The 24,034-nt window shown below is 39.1% G+C and carries 22 protein-coding genes; 11 read left to right on the forward strand and 11 right to left on the reverse strand.

The window, feature by feature from the left end:
* Positions 1–170: 170 nt before the first annotated feature.
* The 10 genes from HMPREF9078_RS07155 to HMPREF9078_RS07195 form a co-directional block, all read right to left on the reverse strand.
* Complete coding sequence (locus HMPREF9078_RS07155; protein ID WP_009411873.1) at positions 171–443, reverse strand: chaperone modulator CbpM; 273 nt, start codon at positions 441–443, stop codon at positions 171–173.
* A gap of 2 nt (positions 444–445) precedes the next feature.
* Complete coding sequence (locus HMPREF9078_RS07160; protein WP_009411874.1) at positions 446–1,345, reverse strand: DnaJ C-terminal domain-containing protein; 900 nt, start codon at positions 1,343–1,345, stop codon at positions 446–448.
* Between the two features lie 119 nt (positions 1,346–1,464).
* Positions 1,465–1,815, reverse strand: coding sequence for a heavy-metal-associated domain-containing protein (locus HMPREF9078_RS07165; RefSeq protein WP_009420031.1), 351 nt, complete (start codon positions 1,813–1,815; stop codon positions 1,465–1,467).
* A gap of 76 nt (positions 1,816–1,891) precedes the next feature.
* Positions 1,892–4,147: a TonB-dependent receptor domain-containing protein gene (locus tag HMPREF9078_RS07170; protein ID WP_009420032.1), complete on the reverse strand. Its 2,256-nt coding sequence runs from the start codon at positions 4,145–4,147 to the stop codon at positions 1,892–1,894.
* A gap of 85 nt (positions 4,148–4,232) precedes the next feature.
* A complete protein-coding gene (locus HMPREF9078_RS07175; protein WP_009420033.1) occupies positions 4,233–4,685 on the reverse strand; it encodes a hypothetical protein in 453 nt (150 codons plus the stop codon).
* A 26-nt stretch (positions 4,686–4,711) separates the two neighbouring features.
* Positions 4,712–5,713 carry a VWA domain-containing protein gene (locus HMPREF9078_RS07180; RefSeq protein WP_034543240.1) on the reverse strand — a complete coding sequence of 334 codons (1,002 nt, stop codon included), beginning with the start codon at positions 5,711–5,713 and terminating at the stop codon, positions 4,712–4,714.
* A gap of 1 nt (position 5,714) precedes the next feature.
* Complete coding sequence (locus HMPREF9078_RS07185; protein ID WP_009420035.1) at positions 5,715–7,355, reverse strand: hypothetical protein; 1,641 nt, start codon at positions 7,353–7,355, stop codon at positions 5,715–5,717.
* A 108-nt stretch (positions 7,356–7,463) separates the two neighbouring features.
* Positions 7,464–8,327: a DUF58 domain-containing protein gene (locus HMPREF9078_RS07190; RefSeq protein ID WP_009420036.1), complete on the reverse strand. Its 864-nt coding sequence runs from the start codon at positions 8,325–8,327 to the stop codon at positions 7,464–7,466.
* Positions 8,328–8,342: 15 nt separating this feature from the next.
* Entirely contained in the window at positions 8,343–8,519 is a 177-nt protein-coding gene (locus HMPREF9078_RS11985) for a hypothetical protein (RefSeq protein ID WP_009420037.1), read from the reverse strand.
* Positions 8,520–8,608: 89 nt separating this feature from the next.
* Entirely contained in the window at positions 8,609–9,610 is a 1,002-nt protein-coding gene (locus HMPREF9078_RS07195; RefSeq protein ID WP_009420038.1) for a MoxR family ATPase, read from the reverse strand.
* Between the two features lie 544 nt (positions 9,611–10,154).
* On the opposite strand from HMPREF9078_RS07195, the gene HMPREF9078_RS07200 reads away from it, so the two are divergent.
* The 4 genes from HMPREF9078_RS07200 (at position 10,155) to HMPREF9078_RS07215 (ending at position 16,442) form a co-directional block, all read left to right on the forward strand.
* Positions 10,155–11,291 carry a PLP-dependent aspartate aminotransferase family protein gene (locus HMPREF9078_RS07200; RefSeq protein WP_009420040.1) on the forward strand — a complete coding sequence of 379 codons (1,137 nt, stop codon included), beginning with the start codon at positions 10,155–10,157 and terminating at the stop codon, positions 11,289–11,291.
* A 72-nt stretch (positions 11,292–11,363) separates the two neighbouring features.
* Complete coding sequence (locus HMPREF9078_RS07205) at positions 11,364–13,133, forward strand: GDSL-type esterase/lipase family protein (protein WP_009420041.1); 1,770 nt, start codon at positions 11,364–11,366, stop codon at positions 13,131–13,133.
* 37 nt (positions 13,134–13,170) lie between these two features.
* Positions 13,171–14,721 (forward strand): LysM peptidoglycan-binding domain-containing protein, encoded by a 1,551-nt coding sequence (locus tag HMPREF9078_RS07210; protein WP_009411883.1) that lies wholly within the window; start codon positions 13,171–13,173, stop codon positions 14,719–14,721.
* Positions 14,718–16,442 carry an MBOAT family protein gene (locus HMPREF9078_RS07215; RefSeq protein WP_009411884.1) on the forward strand — a complete coding sequence of 575 codons (1,725 nt, stop codon included), beginning with the start codon at positions 14,718–14,720 and terminating at the stop codon, positions 16,440–16,442. The genes HMPREF9078_RS07210 and HMPREF9078_RS07215 overlap by 4 nt, the downstream gene beginning before the upstream one ends.
* 117 nt (positions 16,443–16,559) lie before the next feature.
* Here HMPREF9078_RS07215 and HMPREF9078_RS07220 read toward each other — a convergent pair whose 3' ends face one another.
* Positions 16,560–17,492 (reverse strand): malate dehydrogenase, encoded by a 933-nt coding sequence (locus HMPREF9078_RS07220; protein WP_009418361.1) that lies wholly within the window; start codon positions 17,490–17,492, stop codon positions 16,560–16,562.
* A gap of 184 nt (positions 17,493–17,676) precedes the next feature.
* Here HMPREF9078_RS07220 and bioD point away from each other — a divergent pair, with 184 nt between their 5' ends.
* The 7 genes from bioD to mltG all read left to right on the forward strand — a co-directional run bounded on the left by bioD (position 17,677) and on the right by mltG (position 23,898).
* The gene (gene bioD, locus HMPREF9078_RS07225) at positions 17,677–18,285 is read left to right on the forward strand and encodes a dethiobiotin synthase (protein WP_034543244.1); all 609 of its coding nucleotides are present in this window, start codon (positions 17,677–17,679) and stop codon (positions 18,283–18,285) included.
* A 239-nt stretch (positions 18,286–18,524) separates the two neighbouring features.
* Positions 18,525–18,794, forward strand: a complete 270-nt coding sequence (rpsO, locus tag HMPREF9078_RS07230; RefSeq protein WP_002671426.1) for a 30S ribosomal protein S15 — start codon at positions 18,525–18,527, stop codon at positions 18,792–18,794.
* Positions 18,795–18,906: 112 nt separating this feature from the next.
* Positions 18,907–21,114 carry a polyribonucleotide nucleotidyltransferase gene (locus HMPREF9078_RS07235; RefSeq protein ID WP_009420043.1) on the forward strand — a complete coding sequence of 736 codons (2,208 nt, stop codon included), beginning with the start codon at positions 18,907–18,909 and terminating at the stop codon, positions 21,112–21,114.
* A gap of 125 nt (positions 21,115–21,239) precedes the next feature.
* Complete coding sequence (locus tag HMPREF9078_RS07240) at positions 21,240–21,653, forward strand: SRPBCC family protein (protein WP_009420044.1); 414 nt, start codon at positions 21,240–21,242, stop codon at positions 21,651–21,653.
* The gene (locus HMPREF9078_RS07245) at positions 21,640–22,059 is read left to right on the forward strand and encodes an HXXEE domain-containing protein (RefSeq protein WP_009420045.1); all 420 of its coding nucleotides are present in this window, start codon (positions 21,640–21,642) and stop codon (positions 22,057–22,059) included. The genes HMPREF9078_RS07240 and HMPREF9078_RS07245 overlap by 14 nt, the downstream gene beginning before the upstream one ends.
* 6 nt (positions 22,060–22,065) lie before the next feature.
* On the forward strand, positions 22,066–22,860 hold the full coding sequence (locus tag HMPREF9078_RS07250) for a Fic family protein (protein ID WP_009420046.1): 795 nt from the start codon (positions 22,066–22,068) through the stop codon (positions 22,858–22,860).
* Positions 22,861–22,872: 12 nt separating this feature from the next.
* Positions 22,873–23,898, forward strand: coding sequence for an endolytic transglycosylase MltG (gene mltG / locus HMPREF9078_RS07255; protein WP_009420047.1), 1,026 nt, complete (start codon positions 22,873–22,875; stop codon positions 23,896–23,898).
* The last annotated feature ends 136 nt before the right edge of the window (positions 23,899–24,034 follow it).

A 24,034-nucleotide genomic window follows, 5' to 3' on the forward strand; every position in this document is an offset into this window, starting at 1 on the left:
TTGTTTGTTCGTTGTTTGTTCGTTGTTTGTTCGTCTTTTCTTCGTTAATTGTTTATCTGCCTGTGCGGCTCGCACCTGCCTGTCGTGCTACGACTACCCGTGCGGCTCGCACCGTCTTTCCTATAAGCTTTCTATAAGCTTCTCCCAAATTAACCATTAATCATTAACCATTAACCATTATCTTTTACCTCCAATCTCACTCCCTTTAATTCTTCAATTTGTTGTAATAAACGATGAATAATCTCCAACCCAGCCATATTCACTTCAAGGTCGTAATGCCAATTAGTAAAACGTTCAAAAGCCGAAAGCTGGTCGTAATGCAGGTAAGTAGTGTTGTCAATCACTTCCGTTTCTATAAGTCCACTTGATTCTAAATCGTCAAAGAATGTGATTTCTATATTGTACAAACGAACGATGTCTTCTCTTGAAATTCTATCTTTCATAATTATGAATTTTTAAGTTGTTCAAATAATGCTTTTTGTTGTTCCGTAAGATTTTTAGGCAATTGTACTTGATAGGTTACAAAAAGGTCACCAAACGTGCCTTCTTGCTTGTACACAGGAAAACCTTTACCTTTTAAGCGCACCGTAGTGCCATTTTGTGTCTCAGGAGCTACTTTCATTTTCACTTTACCACTGAGGGTATCTATCTGCACTTCGCCACCTAACATAGCTGTATATAGGTCGATATTTACAGTAGTTTTCAAATCGTTGCCATTGCGTTCAAACTGAGCGTCGGGTTCAATATGGAAAGTGATATACAAATCACCGTTAGGTCCTCCGTTATATCCTTCGTATCCGTGACCCTTTAGCTTAATTTGCAACCCTTCATATACCCCCGCAGGTACTGTAATGCGTATATTCTTGCCGTTCACCGTAAAAGTACGTTGCTGAGCAGTTGCCACTTCTCGCAGTGGTAGCGACATATCCGCAAAAATATCCTGTCCTTTAAACTTACCTGAGGCACTACCGTAACCTCTACCAAATCCCGAAGTCCGTCCGCCAAACATATCTCTGAAGAAATCAGAATAGTCTCCCTCAGAGTAGTTACCTCCGCCAAAGCCTTCAAATCCTCCAAAACCACCTTGGGAGCGTTGCTGTTGTTGGGCTTTTTCGTATTCTTCTCCGTATTTCCAGTGTTCGCCATACTTGTCGTATTTAGCACGGTTTTCAGGATTGCTAAGTACTTCGTTAGCCTCGTTAATCTCTTTAAATTTCTGCTCTGCCGTCTTATCGTTGGGGTTCATATCAGGGTGATACTTGCGCGCCAACTTGCGGTAAGCCTTCTTTATATCATCTTGGGTAGCAGTTTTTTCTACCCCTAAGGTTTTATAGTAATCTATCATCTCTAATAATTTAACAGTCGCAAAGATACTACTTTATTTGATATATTTTGTATACAAATGATAAAAAAATAGGAAGAGATGGACTTATCTCTTCCTATGATTGTGTTTTTGCTTAGGTTCTAAGGCAAGCGTTGGTACAAGCAACAGTGGTGTAACTTATTGTACACTTCGTCGTCAGCGCGTTCTTTGCCTGCGTCGTGTCCTACTTTGGCAATGGCTTTTTGTACATCGCTTTCGCTACATTTGCGTTCGTCAAAAATAAGAGTCATATTCCCACTCTTGATGTTCCAATTAGCGCTCTTTACGCCTTTTACACTGTAAGCTGCTTTTTCTATGCGCGCTTTGCACTGTTCACAGTTGCCTCCTACGGCAAACTCTACTTTCTTGTTTTTGTTAGGTGCTTCTTGAGCATTTGCGGTAGTGAGTCCAAAGAAACTCAAAGCTACCCATAATAAAATACGTGTTTTCATTCTGAAAAATACTTATTAGTTGTTCGTTTTTAATCATTAGTCGTTAGCTTTCTAACCACTAACCATTATTTGCTAATTATAGAATTTTAAATCTTAATCCTGCGTAATACATCTGTCCGAAAGCAGGAGCGTACTGCATAGTACTATCAAAATACGCACCAAAAGGGTCGTTGGCAGCCAAAATTCCGTTCTCTTGTTTATAATTGGTGATATTTTCACCACCTACATATATCTCAAAAGTCTTAGAGAATACTTTGGTGATTTGGGCATTGAGTGTAGCAAATGAGGGAGCGTAATCGCTAAGCCTATAAGCCACTGGATTCGTAGCCGTAGTAGGTAAGCGTTGTTCTCCTAACCAATTGAAGGTTACATCAAACTTCCATTGCGAATGGTTGTTCTCGTGACGCTCGGGAGTCTCGTAAGCTACATTGGCAAACCAACGGTGTTTTGGGGTAAGGGTCTTCTCCAATTGTCCTTTGGTAAACTGTGTTTGCACATCGTAATACTTGTAGGCTGCTTTAAAGTCCAAACCTTTGGCAGGTGTGATGCTGAACTCAGCTTGTAAAGAGTTAGCAAAGCTATTACCATTCAGGTTATAAAACAAGGCTTGTTGGGGTGAGTTATCCAAATCTACTACTACTTGATTGTCAAAATCAGTGCGGTAAAAGTCTATAGAGAACTCAGCGTTCTTGCCCAATACTTTAAATGCTTGCAAAAAGCTCACGCCGTAATTCCAAGCGATTTCAGGGTTCAAACCGTAGAGCTTACCACCATTACCTCCTACGATAGTAAACTCTCGTGCAGAAGCCAAGAGCTGTTGGTTCTCAGCAATCACATTAGCAGCTCGTTTGCCTCGTCCTGCCGATACTCTAAAAGTAGCTTGCTTCCAAGGATTGTAACGCACATGCAAGCGTGGAGTGATAAAGTTTCCTAAGTGATTATGACTGTCGGCGCGTACCCCTGCCACAAAACTGAAGTTGCTTAAATTGTCGTAAGTGTATTCAAAGAAGGCACCCACCGAGCGGTCTACACGTGAAAAATCCTCTGTGAGAGCCCTAGTACTAAGCATCTCGTTGTAATCGTCGTAAGTACCATTGAGCCCTGTGGCAAACTTGTGCTTGGTATTGGTGATGATAGAGTTGTATATCAAGTTGCCATACCAACTTTTTTGGTGTATATCATAGCGATTCAAACCAAAGTAGGAATCCTGCTTGTGCGATTGGAAAGAGTTCTGTAAGCCTATGCTCTTATAAGGCGTATCAGGGAATACATACCCTATTTTGTTAGATGCGCTGAGGCGTTCGGAGTTTACTTCACTGCCCCAAGCATTGGTAGTACCTTTGTCAGTCAGCGGATTAAAGCGCAATTCACCTGCCTGGCGCTCATCTTTCATATAATGGAGGTTCAAAAAGCCTACCCAACCCTTTTGAGCATCGGCGTACTGCCAACGATTCAACAAGTTGATTTGGTTACCTATCGGGTTATCTATAAAACCATCGTGATTGTGGTCAGCTTTTTGCTGACGCACATTGCCGTGAGCAAAGAGGGTAGTCGCCCATTTATCAGAGAGCTTTTTATTGGTATGGGCGTTGATTTCGTAGCGATTATCCTCCGATGCGTATAAGTTCAAGAAAAAAGGAATGGCACTGATAGGCTTCTCTATTTCATAATTTATTTGCCCCGAAATACTCTCATACCCGTTAATCACACTCCCTGCTCCTTTGGTAATCTGGATACTCTCAATCCACGTACCAGGCACAAACGAGAGCCCGTAGGCTTGCGAAGCTCCGCGCATCGTAGGGATATTCTCCTCTGCCATTAATATGTACGGACTGGTCAAACCTAACATCTTTATCTGTTTGTTACCCGTAACAGCGTCTGAGAAGTTCACATCAATCGACGGATTGGTAGAAAAACTCTCCGATAGGTTGCAACAAGCGGCTTTCAGCAGTTCCCCACTGCTCATTGTGTGCACATCGGCTACTTGCCACTGCGATTTCATTGTATTAGCACGTTTGTAGCTTACAACTACTTCTTCCAAAGTAGTTTCGGGCTCTAACTGAATGTGTAAGGGTGTGTTACCACTTACTTTCACAGTTTTCTTTTTATACCCTACATAGCTTACTACTAAAGTAGAACTTCCCTCAGGTCGTTTCAAGGTAAAAGCTCCTTCGTTATCGGTAGAAGTCCCTATTTGGGTACCTTCCCAATATACATCAGCACCTATAAGTGGTGTGTTGTTTTCATCGACTACACTCCCTTTGCTAAAATTTTGAGCAAAGAGTGACAAGGGCAACAACAGCCCTAATAAAAAGATATATTTTTTGTACATTATTGTTCTGTTTTATTCAATTCAGGAATTAGAATTTAAGGATTAGAAAACAGAGGTAAATTTCTTACCTCTTACCTTTTATCTTTTACCTGTTACTTGAATAAAACACTCTCTGGCAGTACAATTCGTACAGAGGCGGAGCATTCAGTTGTGTAAAGAAATCAGTAGTGATAGATTTCTTTACCGTCTCAGTAATGCTTACCTCCTCTAATATAGGTAGGGTAGGGGTAGCTATTACAAAGGGTTGTAATTGCAACTCCAATACCTTTACTACCGATGTACTATCAGAAATAGAAGAAGTGATAGATATGTCGTCACAACATTTTTTATGTGAAGTTTCTGTTTCGTCCTCATCGTCATCCGAAGCACAGCAAGAGTCCATTGTAGTACAGTCTTCCTCTTCTTCACTCGCAGAAGTAGGGTACTCTAAGGACACTGACGATAAGGTTTCTTTGCAATAATGAAAAGTAATCGCCCACCCTGAATTGGAGAACAGGATAAGCGCTGATAATAATATGTTGATAAATTTTCTTTTCATCGCGGGGGCAAAGATACGACAATTTTTTATATTTCGTTTCTAAAAATAGTATTTTTTAATAAAAACTCAAGAAGTAATAAAACCACAGCAATTATCGCTAAGGGTCTGAATTTCTCATCTACCTCAGTGTATTTAAACTCTTCAATCTTGGTAGTCTCCATCTTGTTGATTTCATCGTAAATCTGTTGGAGCTTCTGGTTGTCAGTGGCACGAAAGTATCTCCCGTGTGTTACTTCAGCTATCTTTTTCATTAGAGGCTCATCTATTTCCACTTGTAACATACGGTACATTATGCTACCGTCAGGATTGAGTGCGTAAGGTGAGAGCGCCGTTCCATTGGAGCCTATCCCTATTGTATATACTCTAATACCGTACTCAGCAGCCAACTCAGCTGCGGTTTGTGGGTCTATAAATCCTGTGTTGTTCACCCCATCGGTAAGGAGGATAATAACTCTACTCTTGGCTTTACTTTCTTTGAGTCGGTTTACAGCCGTTGCCAGTCCCATACCGATGGCTGTACCGTCTTCTATTTGTCCATAAGTAAGTTCCGAAAGAGCGTTTAAGATAATACCTTTATCCGTAGTCACAGGAGTTTTAGTATAGCTTTCTCCTGCGTAGATAACAAGTCCAATACGGTCATTAGGACGGTCTTTTACAAATTGTGAAGCTACCTTTTTTAGTGCTTCAAAACGGTTAGGCTTTAAGTCTTTTGAAAGCATACTCGCCGATACGTCTATTGCCATTACAATATCTATCCCATCAGTAATCTTTGTGTGTGCATTTTCTGAATGGGTTTGTGGGCGTGCTAATGCTATAATTAGTAAGGCTACTGCCAATAAGCGCAAGGCAAACAAAGAATGGTATAAAAGGTCTTTCCACGAACTCATCTTCTTAAAAGCGATAGTGGAAGATATAGTTACATTTGGTTTAGATTTCTTATTCCAATACCAATACCACGCCACCATTAGTGGTAAGACTAACAGTAACCAAAAGAACTGTGGATTGGCAAAAGTAATATTTTTAAGCATATTATTCTGTTTTAAATACAATAGAATTGATAACTCTTTGTGCTATCTTATCGGCGTTAGGTTCGTCTATATGGGTGATAAGTACTTGTTGGAGCGCATTGTTTTCAGTAAAACTGTACAGCTCATAAGAAGCGCTAAAATACTTACCCTTCTCGTTAGGAATACTCATTTTGCCAAAAACTTTTATACCTTTTGCACCGCTGGGCGAGGTGTATTCTTCCTGCAAGGTAGTGATGTTCTTCGCCTTAGCTTTATCCAGTTGCGAAAGCACTATTTCATTCACCTTCTGTGGGTCTAAGGTAAGTCCACCGCCTTGTTCCTCTTGTTGAGGTGCTGTATTTTGGGCGTCTTTCTTAAAGGTAATGATATTGGTCATTATGTATAAAGGTGAATTAAGACTGCCGTAATAGAAAGTGTATTGCTTATCTATAATCGATTTGTATTCCGTTACGTCTACTATTTGCTTGCGAATGAGTATCTCTGGCGTAGTGAGCTCAGTAATAGGATAACCGTAATCACTTGTTACCCACTCGCTGCGATTGATACTCGCATAAGTATTGAAGTATTTGTTGTACAAGATATTATATCCCATAAGCAATACAGGAGCTAATACTACAAAACAAAGTGCGACGATAAGAGCCACTCGGTTGCGTCTTTTTCTGCGTTCTCTTATTTTCAGTACGCTCATTGCGAAAGCGTCTTGTGTAGGTACTTCTCCTTCGGCTACTACCACAGGGATAGCCTCTTTGGTTTTGATAACCACATTCTCAATGGTCTCACGGTCGTATTCAGCATTGTTGTCCGAGGGCTTACTCTTGGCAAATTTCACCAAGTCGGCATTTTGTAATACCCGTTTGAGGTTGCTGATAGTCTCTTCCGATAAGTGTAGCTTTCCTGCTTCTTGCAAAACATTAATTTTAGCCAGAAGCTCATCTGTGGTACTCTCTTTGGCTAAAATATGCACCTCGTCTTCCAAGTATTCTTTTACAATATCGGTAAGCCGAGTATAATAGGCTTTGTGTTGTGATTCTATGAGGTATTTAGAATTTTGTAAGTCTTTTAGGTCTTGTATGGCGCGCTCAAAAGGAGGTAACTTTTTGCGCTCTTCTTCGGCTGATAGTTTCTTCTTACGAAAGACGAAGAAGTATAATCCACCCGCTACTAAAAGGAGTCCTATAATTCCTAAAATAATCCATAACCACATACGTGAAGCCATAGGTGAGGCTACTTCGGTAATCGGTTTAATGTCGTATAAAGGCTGTTTGAGCGTATCTACCGCTACGGTATGTACTTCTACGAGTAGCGAATCGGTATAGTAGTCTTTGTTACTGATGTGTATCCTTTGTCGCGGAATAGTGTACTTCCCTTCATCAAATTGGGTAAGGTAGTAGGCTTTTTCCAAACGAAACTTACCTGCCTCTTTCAAGGTATCAGTAGGGTCGGCTTTTACCATTTCTAACGGACTAAAACTCTGTCCTTCCGGAAATACCACAGCCGCATCAGCAGGGGCTTCTACCGATATCTTGTATTCTATCTGTTCCCCTATTTTTATGTTCTTTGTATTAGTCTCTACCTTTACCTCTTGTGCGTAAAGAGTAGGAAATACAAATAATATTAATATGAAATATAATATTCGTCTCATTTTACCGCTTAATACTTAATTTAGTCTCTTACCTTATTACCTCTTACTCACATACTGTGAGCCCTCGCTAGCTTTACCTCTTATCTTTTACCTCTTACCTTTTACCTTTTACCTATTTTTAAAGTATCCCAACAGCTTTTGGGTATAACTCTCGTCATTTCTACAGTTCACTACCCCTGCACCCGACTTCTGCCAAAGCGTCTCAAAATAGTTCACCGTCTCGTGATATTGTTTTGCATATTCTTTTCGCACTGCCGATGAAGCGGTGTTCACACGCATTAGCTCTCCTGTTTCAGCATCTTTTACCATCACATAACCTAAGTTAGGTAGTTCAGTTTCTTTTTTGTCATAAATGCGAATACCGGTAATATCGTGTTTTTTGGCAGCTATCTGTATAGGTTTCTCATAGCCTTTATCCATAAAGTCCGAGAGCATAAACACAATCGCTTTTTTCTTCCTTACCCTGCTGAGGAACTGCAAAGCCTCCGAGATATTAGTCTTAAAACTTTTGGGCTGAAATTCTATAAGCTCTCTGATGATGCGTAACACGTGCGATTTCCCTTTTTTAGGTGGAATATACAGTTCTATTTGGTCAGAAAACAGTATCAAGCCCGTTTTGTCGTTATTCTGTAAAGCTGAGAACGCCAAGGTAGCTGCTATTTCGGTAATCACTTCACTTTTGAACTCTTGTTTCGTACCAAAAAGCTCACTACCGCTCACGTCTATCATCAGCATTAGCGTAAGTTCGCGTTCCTCTTCAAATACTTTCACAAAAGGCTCGTTGTAACGCGCCGTTACGTTCCAGTCGATATTGCGAATATCATCACCAAATTGGTACGGACGTACTTCACTGAAAGTCATACCCCGACCTTTGAAGGTAGAGTGATACTCCCCTCCGAAAATATTATCGGAGAGTTTGCGCGTTTTTATCTCTATCTTGCGTACTTTCTTTAATAGTTCTTTAGTATCCAAAATTAATTAACTATTTTAATGCCATTTAAAACTCTCGTAATTGTCTTGTACATCAGCAATGAGTTGTTCATTGATGCTTTGCGTATCAAACTTTTTTTCGTCCCACGGCAAGTCGTAACCACACCGAGAAAGCCTCTCCTTGTAGTTTTTCACCTCTGCTTTAGGTTCACCTGTTTCGAGTACTTCTATCATCGCTTGGTAACCCCAAATACTGCTACTTATTCACATACCCAACTGTGAGTCCTCGCTGGCTTTACCTTTTACCTTTTATCTTTTACCTCCTATGGTACTTCAATGGTATTCACTATCTTGTGAATCATCTCTACTGAGGTAATATTCTCAGCCTCTGCTTCATAGGTAATACCGATACGATGGCGCAATACGTCAAATACTACCGCACGTACGTCCTCAGGAATTACATAACCACGACGTTTAATGAAAGCATAACATTTTGCCGCCATTGCCAAGTTGATACTACCACGTGGCGATGCCCCAAAGCTAATAAGTGGTTTAAGCTCTGCCAAGTTGTATTTTTCAGGATAACGAGTCGCAAAAACAATGTCTAAGATGTATTTCTCAATCTTTTCGTCCATATATACCTCACGCACGGCTGTTTGTGCTTTTAGGATTTGTTCCAAACTCACTGTTTGGTTCACCATCGCGTAACTATTGCTGAGGTTGTCGCGCATAATCTGTTGCTCTTCATCCAATTTAGGATAATCGATAACCGTTTTAAGCATAAAACGGTCTACTTGTGCCTCAGGCAGTGGGTAAGTTCCTTCTTGCTCTACGGGGTTCTGAGTTGCCATTACCATAAAAGGAGCGTCTAATTTAAAGGTCGAATCACCAATGGTCACTTGTCGCTCTTGCATTGCTTCCAATAAGGCAGACTGCACTTTGGCAGGCGCACGGTTAATCTCGTCAGCCAATACAAAGTTCGCAAAGATAGGTCCCTTTTTTATAGAAAACTCGTTTTGTTTGATGTTGTAGGTCATTGTTCCTATCACATCGGCAGGCAATAAGTCCGGCGTAAACTGGATACGGCTAAACGACCCGTGTACTGATTTAGCAAGGGTGTTGATGGATAGCGTTTTTGCTAGCCCAGGTACCCCCTCCAAGAGGATATGTCCTTTGCCTAATAATCCGATAAGCAGGGCATTTACCATATGTTTTTGCCCTACAATCACCTTGTTCATCTCATTGGTGAGCGCATCGATAAACACACTTTCACGCTCTATCATTTCGTTTATCTGACTGATATCTACAGATGTTCTTTGTTCCATAGTACAAATTATTTTTTTAGCGTTTTTCTTTAATACAAATACTGTGCCGTCTTGTTATTAGTACAGGTTACAAAAGTATTTTTTTCTTACTAAACTGACAAATATTTTTGCAAAATAATTTTCTAAGCTGTGTTTAACCTCCCTTTACCTTATCTTATATCTTGTCATTGCTTTTGCGTCCTATACTTTGCCAAAGTTTTCACTTGCCCGTCGTGCTACGACCTTTTACAAAGTTTATTTTTTCTTTACCTTACCTCCGCCTCACATTCATCTTACATTTATAATTTGTTCATTTCTCTTTCATTCATTAATCACTTTTCACCCACTGTAGAGCCACTGTAGAGCCACTGTAGAGCCACTGTAACCCCACTCTTTGTCCATCTATCCTATAAGTTTCCTATAATCTTTGTATAATTCCCTACCCCTAATTCACCATTAATCACTAACCATTAACCGCTAACCATTCATCATTAATAATTAACTTTTTTTGCGTAGCATATAAAAAAGTACTACTTTTGTCGCTCTAATAGCAAAGATATAAGAAATGAAGTTTGAAACTAAAGCCATTCACGGCGTAAGAACTGCCAATAAAAACACAGAAAACTGGGGAAGCACCATCAATATGGCTTCTACTTTCCCTATTGAAGAATACGGTGTAGAACAAGAGTTTGAATACGGACGCGTTTCAAACCCTACTCGTAAGGATTTTGAAAGTCTTATAGCTCAATTAGAAAGTGGCATACACGGATTCGGATTCTCATCGGGTATGGCTGCCATTTCTTCTGTTTTTACAATGTTTAAAACAGGTGGCCATTTTGTGTTAGGCTTAGATATCTACGGAGGTACTTATCGCATTATGCACGATATTTTCAATAAATTTGGTTTTGAAGCTACTTTTGTCGATATGACCGACCTAAGCAAAATAGAGAAAGCCATTCGCCCTAATACAAAAGCCATCTTTATAGAAACACCCTCCAACCCTCTGTTAGACGTTACCGATATATGCGGGGTAATAGAAATCGCCAAGAAACATAATCTGCTCACTATCGTCGATAATACCTTTATGTCGCCCGTGTTACAACGCCCTTTAGAGTTAGGAGCCGACATAGTATTACACAGTGCTACCAAATATTTAGGAGGTCATAACGATATCATCGCAGGAGCTGTGGTGGTAAATGATGAAACTTTAGCCGAGAAAATACGTTTTGCACAAGTAGCCATAGGGGCATTGCTTTCTCCGTTTGATAGCTGGTTGCTCTTGCGCAGTATGAAAACCCTAAAACTAAGAGTCGAAAAAGCACAAGCCAATACCCTTAAACTATTAAATTTCCTTAAAACGCACCCCGAAGTAGAAAAGGTGTATTATCCTACTGATACACAAAATAAAGGGAAAGCAATACAAGAACGCCAAGCTTCTGGTGGAGGCTCAGTATTTTCTTTTACAGTAAAAACCGAAGCCAAAGCCAAAAAGTTTTTCGAGAGTCTAAAAGTAGCCCTTTTTGCAGTAAGCTTAGGAGGAGTCGAAACATTGGTAACCCACCCCAGTTCGCTTACTCACACCGAGTTTCCCGAAGAAGAAAAAGTAGCACGAGGCGTTACCCGTACACTTATCCGCGTAGCAGTAGGAATTGAAGATTCTGACGACCTTATCGCCGATTTTAAACAAGCCTTAGAAAAATAATTTGTAAAAAATTTGCTGTTGATTCATTATTTATTTGTATCTTTGCCCGCTGGAAGAAAAAGAAGCTAACTTGTGAAGACACCCTATTTTAAACAATCTTTTCTTATTGTTTTATTTGCAACACTCATTTTCATTGGATTTAAGAACTGTTTGCCCGCGCGTATTTTCCCTGAAACTAAAGCCCCAGGAAGCAATGTAGTAGTAGATAGCTTAATGTTGGAAGCCATTTCAGGTAAAGAAATTGATAAAGTGCTCAGCCAAGCCAATGATTCCTTAGCACAAGAACAACGACTTAAAAAGTCCGACCAGTATCTTTTTTCTTTCTTTAAAAAATTAGAAGAGTTAGAACAAACTAAAAATGGTAAAATAAGAATCGCTTATTACGGCGATTCGATGACTGATGGCGACCTCATCGTGCAAGATTTGAGAGCTCTTTTCCAAAACGCTTTCGGGGGGTTAGGAATTGGCTTTTTGCCCATTGCTTCTGAGTCGGCTAAATCAAGAGGAAGCGTATTCCATTCTTATTCCAATACTTGGAAAACCCAATCTTATGTGAATGTAAAACGCCCTAAACGTCCTTTTGGTGTCTCTGGGCAAGTGTTCTTTACACAAGGCAATGGCACGTGGGTACAATATAGGTCATCAAACCAAGCTCATATTAGTCAGTTGTATGCACCAGCATTGTTCTATGGTGCTTCTGGTAATAAAGAAGCAAAAGTAGAAATTGCCTATAACGATACTGTAAGAGTAGTAAAATCATTAGACACTGATAAATTGCTGAATGTATTGCCTTTAACCGAAGGGGCAAACACTAAATCAGTGCGTATTACTTTCTATAAGTCCGATTCTATTCCTATTTATGGAGTGGGCTCAATGCAAGGCAAAGGCGTATATATAGATAACTTTTCAAGCAGAGGTAACTCAGGCTTACCCTTATCGCTCTTTAATCCTGATTTAATGAGAGCTTTCGATAGAGCGTTAGGCGGATATGACCTTGTAGTATTACACTTTGGTGCTAATGTACTCAATTACGGTACGCTCGATTATTCGTGGTATGAACGCGGAATGACAAAGGTGATTAACCAGATAAGAGCTTGCTTCCCTCATACCTCAATTCTTGTTATCTCTACCGCCGATAAGTCTACTAAAGTAGATATGGAGATGCAAACCGATAAAGCGGTAGTACCTTTGGCAAAAGCACAACGGAAATATGCACAAGATACTCGCTCTGGTTTTATCAATTTATATGAACTGATGGGAGGTAGAGGCTCTATGAAACAATGGGTAGAGGCAAATCCACCGTTAGCAGGTAAAGACTATACTCACTTTAATCCAAGAGGAGCTAAAAAAGTAGCCCACCTCATCTATAATAAACTTATGGAAGAGTATGAGCACTATAAAGATCCTCGTAATAGTGAAAAAGCCGATGTGTTCCAAGAAAGAATAAAAGAAATTCAAACAGTACGAACCGTTACTCCTACTACTCAACCTAATGTAAATAGGACAAGAACACAAACTGTAACAACTCAGCGAGTGCAATCACCAACTACTCAACGAGTACAAAGTGCAACAACTCAACGGGTACAAAGTACAACAACTCAACGGGTACAAAGTGCAACTATTCAGCGAGTACAAAGTGCAACGACTCAACGAGTGCAAAGTACAACCACTCAACGAGTGCAAAGTACAACGACTCAGCGGGTACAAAGTACGACTACTCAGCGAGTGCAAAGTACAACTACTCAACGAGTACAACCATCAACAATTCAGGCAGTACAGAATATTACAAATAAAGTGCATAAAGATACTATTAAAGAAAAAAAAGACAATTTACATAGATAACATAACAAGATAGATAACACACTAAAAAAATAGAACAATGAAAAAGCGAACGCCATTCATAAAGAAACTAATAGCTCCTGTATTGTTTATCATTACAGTAGCCCTCTATTTTAATGTTAATTATACTACGGCTATTAATTTATCTTCACTTACTTCAAAGATAGCAAATATAGAGAATAAAGAAGGAATCGATAAAGATGCCTTCAAGGAAGCTATTCCCCAGCCTTTGGCATATGCTGCAGGTGATGATGACTCTCCTAAGGAGTACAATAATCTGTACAATGCCTCAGCTTTGAACCCTTTTTTCGAAAAGCTTGCTGCTTTGGAGAACTTGAAAGATAGGAAGATTAATATTGTTCATATTGGCGACTCACACATTCAAGCCGATGTAATGACAAACATTGTAAGACAACGCTTGCAAGAAGAGTTTGGAAATGCTGGTTTAGGTTTAGTATTCCCGTATTCACTTATTAGAACTAATGGGGGACATAATGTGAGCTTTACTTCCAATATCTCTTGGAATAGTGAGAAGAATACTTCTTCTGCAACTGTTGGTATTACAGGTTATTCTCTTTCTACCAGTAACAAGAATTTTGTTATTGAACTGGATTTGAAAAATAAAAACTACACCTTTAATACGGTAAAAATTATTACCCCTAATAACGAACGTTTGTTCGAATTGGCTACCAATGTAGGTAAAGTAGCTCGTTTGAGACCTAGTGTACCTAAAACACTTTCACACAAAGTAGAGCAAGGGCAAACACTTTATGGTATTTCAAAGAAATATCACACTTCAGTAGAAAAAATACAACAAGCTAATAACTTAAAAAGCGCACAAATAAGAATAGGGCAAGTATTGCGTATCCCTACTAAAGAGATGGTAGCTTCTACTCCTAAACAAAAAGTAGATTTATCTAATGCTACCATTTTAAACGGTAATTCTTTATATAGCTATTATTCTTATGATAATCTAACCCCTTCCGATAAGGTTTATCTCACAGCCAATACCGAGAGCTCTTCATTTACGCTTAATGGAATTGTCTTAGAAAATGATAAAAACGGAGTTATATATCACAGCATAGGGGTAAATGGAGCTCATTTCTCTGATTATAACAAATCACAGCTCTTTTTCGACCAAATCAAAGCCTTAGAACCCGATTTAATCATTATATCTTTGGGTACTAATGAAGCTTATTGTCGAATGTCAGCAACTCGTTATGACGAAGAGGTGAATAAATTCATAAAAGCAATTCGCTCTCAATATGGTCAATGTCCTATATTGCTTACTACACCTCCGCCTTCTCTTTACAAAAAGAAAAGTCCTAACCCCTTGTGTATGGAATACGCCGATACTCTCATCGATAATTCAGTAAAAGATAATTACAGTGTTTTCGACCTTTATCGAGCTGTAGGAGGAAATGAAGCTATTCAACGCTTTATTCAGCAAAATCTTATTGCTGGTGACCGCATACATTACACAAGAAGTGGCTATACTGAGCAAGGCGCTCTCTTTTATGATGCTTTTATGAGCAATTACTTGAATTATAAAAAACAATATAAACTATCTTTAAAACCCTATCTAAATTGAGTATAGATGCCTTACTGCAATGGTTTATTGATACATTCACAACTGAAAACATCTCTAAATGGTTTGTTGATAATTTCTCATTCACAACCGAACAAGTAAGACAATGGTTCATTTATGACCCTAATCATCCACTATTATTTAATAGTAGTTTGTTTTTAGGGTTATTTTTGGTGTTTTATTTGGTGTATATTATTACCAAAAAACACGCTCATTTCCGTACTGTTTATGTTACCTTATTTTCCTTATTCTTCTATTATAAGGCAGGAGGTAACTTCTTTGTGTTGCTGATAATCTCCTCATTGTTAAATTATTTCTTTGCAGGACAAATCTATAGAAGACAGAACGCCTCATTGCGCAAGTTCTTCCTGGCAGTGAGTATGGTTGCTGATTTGGGTATTTTAGCCTATTTTAAGTATACTAACTTTTTAATTGATAGTCTCAATACACTGCTTCAAAGCAATTTTGCCTTACAAGATATCATCTTGCCTATAGGTATCTCGTTCTATACATTCCAAACAATGAGCTACACTATTGATGTATATCGCCGAGAGATAGAACCTGCTAAATCATTCTTAGATTTTACTTTCTTCGTATGTTTCTTCCCTCAATTAGTGGCAGGGCCTATTGTGCGTGCCAAGGATTTCATACCACAGATATACAAAAAAATAAGCTTAACGAAAGAAGAAACTTCTTTTGCTTTATTCCTTATCATTGGAGGACTGATTAAAAAAGCAGTTATTTCCGATTATATCTCCCTAAACTTTGTAGATAGAGTTTTCGATGCTCCTAACAGTTATACAGCTTTTGAGAACTTAATGGCAGTATATGGCTACTCTTTACAAATATATTGCGACTTCTCAGGCTATTCCGATATGGCTATAGGTTTAGCGCTATTAATGGGCTTCACTCTCCCTATAAACTTCCGTACTCCTTATCAGTCTAAAAATATCACTGAGTTTTGGAGACGTTGGCACATTTCCTTATCTACTTGGCTAAAAGATTATCTTTACTTTTCAGTAGGAGGAAACCGCAAAGGTACTTTTTGGGGCTACTTCTTCCCAACCGTCTTTTTTGCTTCCACTTTGCTATGGGCATTTCATATGCAAGAAAAAACAATGTTGCCTCTTTACATTACCTTAGGAGCAATCGTTGTGTTTGTATTGGCTATACTTATCTCTAAAAACCGACAAAAATCAGTGCGTAGTCATTTCAACCAGATGACGACAATGCTCCTAGGTGGTTTATGGCACGGAGCTAATTTGCGTTTCATTATTTGGGGAGCATTACACGGTTTAGCTTTGGCTGTTCATAAAACCTTTACGGAGTTCTTCCCTAATAAGAATCCTGAGAAAAGAACTTTTTTTAAAGGTATCGCTAATATCATTTTTGTAGTGATTACTTTCCACTTTGTAGCTTTTTGCTGGATATTTTTTAGAGCCAAAGATTTCGATATCGCTTTAAGTGTAATCTACAATATCCAGTCTATAACTTATGATCTTCATCAATTTCAAGTTATTGCCAAGGGCTATCAAAATGTATTTTTGTTAATGGCAATAGGCTTTGTTTGGCACTTTTTCCCCACCAGTTTAAACGAATGGCTTAAAAAGGTATTTGGTGCAATGCCTATTCTCTTTAAAGCAATTATTTTGGCACTTACTTTTTGGGTGGTATATGCCACTGCTTCAAGTGGAGCACAACCTTTTATTTACTTTCAGTTTTAGACGATATACATCTAAGTAAAAACTTAGTTTTTTACTCAAATAGAACAAATAAAAAAGTGATTACTTTCTCTTGAAAATAATCACTTTTTTAGTGTTTATATAGTTGTTCTATCCCAACTATAATACGCTTGCTAACGCTTTGTTTACTTCGCGTACTGCTCCGGTACTTTCAGCAAATTTGGCTTTTTCAGCATCGTTGAGTTTTACCTCTACAATTTTTTCTACACCATTTTTACCGATGATTACAGGCACTCCTACACACACATCCTTTTGTCCGTATTCTCCTTCGAGCAATACTGAGCAAGGGAAGAGTTTCTTTTGGTCGCAAGCGATTGCTTGTACTAAAGCTGATACGGCAGCCCCTGGTGCATACCAAGCCGAAGTTCCCAAGAGTTTAGTAAGAGTCGCGCCACCTACTTTAGTGTCTTCAGCAACCTGATTGAGGCGGTCAGCACTTAAAAACTCAGTTACAGGCACACCACGATAGCTTGCCAAACGAGTAAGAGGTAGCATACCACTATCGCTGTGAGCAGCGATTACCATACCATCTACGTCTGAAATCGGACTGTTGAGCGCTTCTGCCAAACGATATTTAAAGCGAGCGCTATCGAGTGCTCCACCCATACCAATAATGTGGTTCTTAGGTAATTTAGTAGCTTTGTGTACCAAATAAGCCATAGTGTCCATAGGGTTGCTTACTACAATCACAATCACATTAGGTGAGTATTTTACCAATTGTTCTACAACCGATTTCACAATGTTTGCATTGGTACCGATAAGCTCTTCACGAGTCATACCTGGTTTACGAGGAATACCTGAGGTAATCACCGCTACATCACTGCCTGCTGTTTTTGAATAATCATTGGTTACCCCTACAATACGAGTGTCAAACCCATTGAGGGAGGCGGTTTGCATCAAATCCATAGCTTTACCTTCGGCAAAACCTTCTTTGATGTCAATTAAAACTACTTCAGACGCGAAGTCTTTAATAGCAATGTACTCTGCGCAACTTGCTCCTACGGCACCAGCGCCTACTACTGTAACTTTCATATAATCTATTATTTAAGTCAGGAGAAGACTCCTGATGGTTATTTTCAAGCAACAAAAGTAAGGACTTTTAGCAAATCCTCCAAATTATCTTTAAAAATATTTTTAACATTCTTTTTACTTTTTCATTTTATGCTATGTGCTTTTTATGTACTTTTGCACTTTCAAAACTAATAAACCATTCAAAATGAAAGACACTTATTTTGTGGTGGGCATCTCCACCGAAGTCGGTAAGACCGTCGTTTCGGCTATCCTTACCGAAGCTCTCCAAGCCGATTATTGGAAACCAATCCAATCTGGCGATTTAGAAAACTCCGATACTCATAAGGTAAAACGCCTCATTAGCAACTCCCGCACGGTATTTCACCCTAATAGTTATGGGCTACACACACCTGCTAGTCCACATCTTTCTGCTCAGTTAGATGGCGTTCGTATTGAGCTTTCCAAAATTGTGCGTCCTACTACCGATAACACTTTAATTATTGAAGCAGCAGGAGGTCTCTATGTTCCTTTAAATGATGAAGATACTATGCTCGATCTTATCCTCCCCACCGATAAGGTAGTGCTCGTCTCTCGCCACTATTTGGGTAGTATTAATCATACAATGCTCACTTATGAAGCCCTTAAAAACAAAGGACTCAACGTTCACGGCATTATTTTCAGTGGTACCCCCACACCGTCTACCGAGGAGTTTATTCTTCATAAAACAGGACTCCCCGTGCTCTTACGTATAGATGAAGAACCTTATTTCGATAAGCAAGTTGTTAAAGAATATGCTAGCAAACTAAAAATATAATACAAAATGTTATATTTTGTAGTGAAAAACAAATTAGTAATTTAATGATAATCAATGTGTCATATACCCTTTGTATAACAATCTTCCAAGATTCGTTCAAGCTTCCTATAAGCTTTGTATAGGTTAAGGATAAATTGAGAAGAGGAAAAATCTATCTATAAATTTGCACAGCTTATAAAATCTTTTTATCTTTGCGCCCGAAAAAAAAATTACATAATAATCATTAAATTAATATTGGAATGTATTTAACAAAAGAAGTAAAAGCGGAAATTTTCAAAAAGTACGCAGGTTCAGAAACCAACACTGGTTCAGCAGAAGGGCAAATCGCTCTTTTTACCCTTAGAATCAATCACCTTACAGAACACTTGAAAGTAAATCGCAAAGATTTTAATACCGAGCGTTCCTTGGTGAAATTAGTAGGTAGACGCAGAAGTTTGCTCGATTATTTGAAGAACACAGATATCGAAAGATACCGTGCGATTATCAAAGAGCTAAACATCAGAAAATAAGCAATAGTAAGGAGGCTTTGTGCCTCCTTTTGTTTATTACAGCAGTTTTTCATTGGTTAAACCCTAAAGCCCACAACACAACAATTATTAATTATTAATTAACAATTAAAGAATGATTCCAGAAGTAAAAAAAGAAATCATCGAATTAGGTGATGGCCGTACCATCACTATCGAAACAGGCAAGTTGGCTAAACAAGCCGACGGTGCTGTTGTGGTGCAAATGGGGAATGCGATGCTATTGGCTACAGTAGTATCTGCAAAAGAAATCAATCCTGAAACTGACTTTTTGCCTCTTACTGTAGACTATCGTGAGAAGTTTGCAGCAGCAGGTCGTTTTCCTGGGGGCTTTTTCAAACGTGAAACGCGCCCTAGCGACCAAGAAATACTTACAATGCGCTTGGTAGACCGCGTATTGCGTCCACTATTCCCTAAAGATTATCACGCTGAAACTCAGGTGATGATTCAGCTTATTTCTCACGACGAGAATGTAATGCCCGACGCTTTGGCAGGTCTTGCTGCCTCTGCTTGTTTGGCTGTGTCTGACATTCCGTTCGATGGTCCTATTTCCGAAGTACGCGTAGGTCGTGTAAACGGTAAATTTATCGTAAACCCAAGCCGTGAACAATTAGAAGCTTCTGATATTGATATTATGGTAGGTGCTTCTAAAGACTTTGTGGCAATGGTAGAAGGTGAAATGGACGAGGTGAGCGAAAAGGATATGGCTGAAGCTATCAAATTCGCACACGAGGCTATCAAACCTCATATCGAAGCACAATTGCGTTTGGCTGAAAAAGTAGGTAAGACCGAAAAACGTACTTATGAGCCAGAAGTAGAAAACGAAGAGGTAAAAGCAAAAGTATATCCTTTGGCTTACGAAAAATGCTATGCTATTGCCAAAGAAAATACAACCAAACAAGAACGTGGCGAGAAGTTCAATGCGGTAAAAGAAGAATGCTTGGCACTCTTCACCGAAGAAGAATTAGAAGAGCTTACTCCTATCATCACTCGTTATTTTGACGAGGCTGAAAAAGAAGCCGTGCGCAACCTTATCTTAAACGAAAATATTCGTTTAGACGGTCGTAACACTACCCAAATACGCCCTATTTGGTGCGAAGTAGGCTATTTGCCATCAGCACACGGTTCATCTATCTTTACACGTGGTGAGACCCAATCGCTTACTACCGTTACGTTGGGAACTTCACGCGAAGCAAACGTAATCGATTTGCCTTCAGAACAAGGTGAAGAACGTTTCTACTTGCATTACAACTTCCCTCCTTTCTCTACCGGTGAAGCACGTCCGTTACGCGGAACATCACGCCGTGAGATAGGTCACGGTAACTTAGCACAACGCGCCCTCAAACGTATGATTCCTGAGGATTGCCCATATACCGTACGTGTAGTATCCGAGATTTTGGAATCTAACGGTTCATCATCTATGGCTACCGTATGTGCAGGTACTTTAGCACTGATGGACGCAGGGGTACAAATGGTAAAACCTGTATCGGGTATTGCTATGGGACTCATCACCGATGGTGAGCGTTATGCAGTACTTTCCGATATCTTAGGTGATGAAGACCACTTAGGTGATATGGACTTTAAGGTAACCGGTACTGCCGATGGTATTACCGCTTGCCAAATGGATATCAAAATTAAAGGTCTTTCTTACGAAATACTCGAAAAAGCTTTGAACCAAGCCCGCGAAGGACGTATGCACATCTTGGGTAAAATCACCGATACGATTGCAAAACCTAACCCTACTGTGAAACCTCACGCGCCTAAAATCGTTAAGATGGATATGCCTAAGGAATACATCGGGGCATTCATCGGTACGGGTGGTAAGAATATCCAAGACTTACAAGCGCGCACCAATACTACTATTGTGGTAGAAGAAGTGGGCGAATTGGGCATTATAGAAATCTTAGGTACCGACGAAGCAGGTATTCAAGAAGCTATTGAAGCAGTAAATGCAGTGAAATTTGAACCTGTAGAAGGAGAAACTTACACTGTAAAAGTAGTGCGCTTGGTAGAGTTTGGTGCTTTTGTAGAGTTTGTACCTGGTAAAGATTCATTGCTCCACATCTCAGAAGTATCTTGGGATAGAGTAGATAAAATAGAAGATTCCTTGAAAGAGGGTGATATTATAGAAGTGAAATACCTCGGTATCGACCCTAAAACCAAGAAGACAAGAGTATCGCGCAAAGCCTTGTTGCCACGTCCGCCACGTGAAGATCGTCCTAAGTCTGACAAGCCTTACAACGACAAGCCTCGCAACGACCGCAATAAAGGACACAATAATCACCAAAAACCACGTCAAGAATAGGCGTATGTTATAAGAATTTTTGTATTCATAATATTTTTAAAACCGAAGATTTTGTACTTTTATAGTATAAAGTTTTCGGTTTTTCTTTTTTTTAGTATCTTTGCCATCAGATAAAAGATTTCAAAATGAAACCCTTTCTAATTTCAATAGTAACTGATGTGATTGATGCACCTGTAGCATTGGTATATAATATTGTTACTGATAACAAGAACTTTCAGTGGCGAAAGGAAGTGGAGAATATTGAGTTATTGGAAGACGGCTTTATTGAATATTACAAAGGTGGGGGACACACGTTTTTTAAGAATATTCAGAAGAAAGAAAATGAGTATTATGCCTTTACAATGCAACACAAACTATTCAATGGAGAATGGGAAGGAAAGTTTGAATCGTATAACGGAGGTACTAAAGTTTGTTTTCAAGAGAAAATACATATCAAAAACTTCTTTTTAAGACTTATTGCGCCTCTCTTTTGGAATTTAAAACGGATACAACAAAACTATATTACCGCATTAAAAGCAGAAGTATATGGAAACAAATAAATATATACATTTGTGGTTACCTATAATGGGACTACACGCTTTACATCAAGTAGAAGAGAGTATTTCATTCTGGCAATGGTATATTGACTTTGTAGATAAGATACCCCAATGGTTGCAACTCCCCAGAATTGCTGAGAATGCTCATTTAGCCAATGAACACCCTGAATATTTTATAGGAGCTTCTATAGGACAACTCTCTTTGGTAGCGGTCATTGCTTTTTTATGTCGAAAGAGCGAAAAAGCTACAAGAATTGCTCTTAGCTCATACCTCGCAGGATTGAGTTTCTTCTTGGTATGGCATATCTTGGTAAGCTATTTCACCCATTCTTATTCTCCCGTAATGGTAACCTGCCTCATAGGCGTTTATCTTATCCCAAAATGGGGGTGCCAGTTGTTTAAAAGATAGAAGCCAATGACTATTTCAGAAATCATACAAACTTACAGATCACTTGGTTTAGAATCTTCGTTGAATTATAATGAGTTCAACAAGATTCTTATTACCAGTCACTCTACCCGTATAGAAGGCTCTACTTTAACTTTAAACGAAACTCGCGTACTGATTGAAGATGGTAACACCCCTAATGGCAAGCCTCTATTGTTTGCCAATCAAACTAAAGATCATTATGAGGCATTGAATTTTGTACTAAAAGAAGCTACACAACAACGACTTCTATCAGTAGCTTTTATTCAGGAAATAGCTGCCAAAGTTATGAAAACTACAGGAGAAGTGCTTACTAATGCCTTAGGTACTGTAGATGCCAGCAAAGGCGAATTGCGTAAGGTGAGAGTAACCGCAGGAGGTGTATCGTTTATGAGTTTTGAAAAAGTACCGGCAGCATTAGAGCAGTTAGTAAAAAAACTAAATGATCTACTCCCTGAGCAAACTACCGAAGAAGCTCAATTAGCACTGTCATTTTATGCTCATTATGAGTTAGTGAACATTCACCCTTTTCTCGATGGCAACGGCAGAACCTCACGCCTACTGATGAACTTTATTCAGCAGTGGTATGGTTTGCCTTTGGGTATTGTATTTGCAGAGGATAAAGCAGCTTATTACGAGGCTTTGAACTCTGTGCGAACAAACGAAAACTTTGAGGCATATAATGCTTTTATGTTTAGTCAGTATACTAAGCATTTACAAAATGAGATTGCTAAAGAGAAGGATTTTAGAGAAAAAGAAGACAAAACCATAGAATGGAAATTTTAAAATAGAAATACAATGAAAAAATGGATTATAGGAGCGGTGATTGCCGTGATAGCCGTATTAGGCTTCTTTATTTATCGCGCTGTACTGGTGAGCAATACAGCTTTTCAAACCAAAGAAGAAATAGTATATATCCCTACAGGAGCCGATTTTAGCGATGTGTTGCACGTGATGAGTCCCTTGTTGAAAGACCGCATTTCTTTTATCCAAGTAGCCAAGCGTATAGGCTATGCCGATAAAGTAAAAGCAGGTAAATACATCATCAAAAAAGGGGCAACCAATATAGATATCGTACGCACTCTTCGCAATCGCAATACTCCTGTAAAACTCAAATTCAACAATCAGGAGCGATTAGAAGACTTTGCAGGACGTATCGCTGCACAAATAGAGCCTGATAGCACTACTTTAATGCGTGCTTTTTTAGACACTAACTTCCTCAAAGAAAACGGTTTCACCGATGCTACTGCATTGGCAATGTATATTCCCAATACGTATGAGTTCTATTGGAATACCTCAGCAGAAGAATTTCGCGACCGTATGCTTAAAGAGTATGATCGTTTTTGGACTGATGAGCGCAAAGCCCAAGCCCAAAAGCAAGGGCTTACACCCATAGAAGTGAGTATATTGGCATCAATTGTACAGAAAGAAACGGCTAAAGTAGACGAGCGTCCGCGCATAGCAGGGGTTTACTTGAACCGCTTACATATCAATATGAAATTGCAAGCTGACCCTACTGCTATCTTTGCTATGAAAAACCATACAGGTGATTACAATATGGTAATAAAACGCGTTACCGAGGTGCATACAAGTTTGCAAAACCCCTATAATACTTATCGGAATTACGGTTTACCTATGGGACTTATCACGATGCCCGATATATCGAGTATTGAAGCTGTGCTCAACCCTGAGCAACACGATTATCTCTTTTTTGTTGCTGATACTGAAAACTACGGTTATCACAAATTTTCGCGTACCTATATGCAACACCTACAAGGGAAAAAGCAATATACAAGATGGGTTGATGACAAAGGAATTAAATAGAAGATGATTAATGATTAATGGTTAATGATTAATGGTTAATGGTTAATGGTTAATGATGAAATTAGGGGTAACTTATACAGAGCTTATAGGATAAACGAACAGTGAGTGGGTCTACAGTGGGTCTACAGTGGGTCTA

The organism is Capnocytophaga sp. oral taxon 380 str. F0488 (assembly GCF_000318255.2).
In the GTDB taxonomy this organism is placed as follows: domain Bacteria; phylum Bacteroidota; class Bacteroidia; order Flavobacteriales; family Flavobacteriaceae; genus Capnocytophaga; species Capnocytophaga ochracea.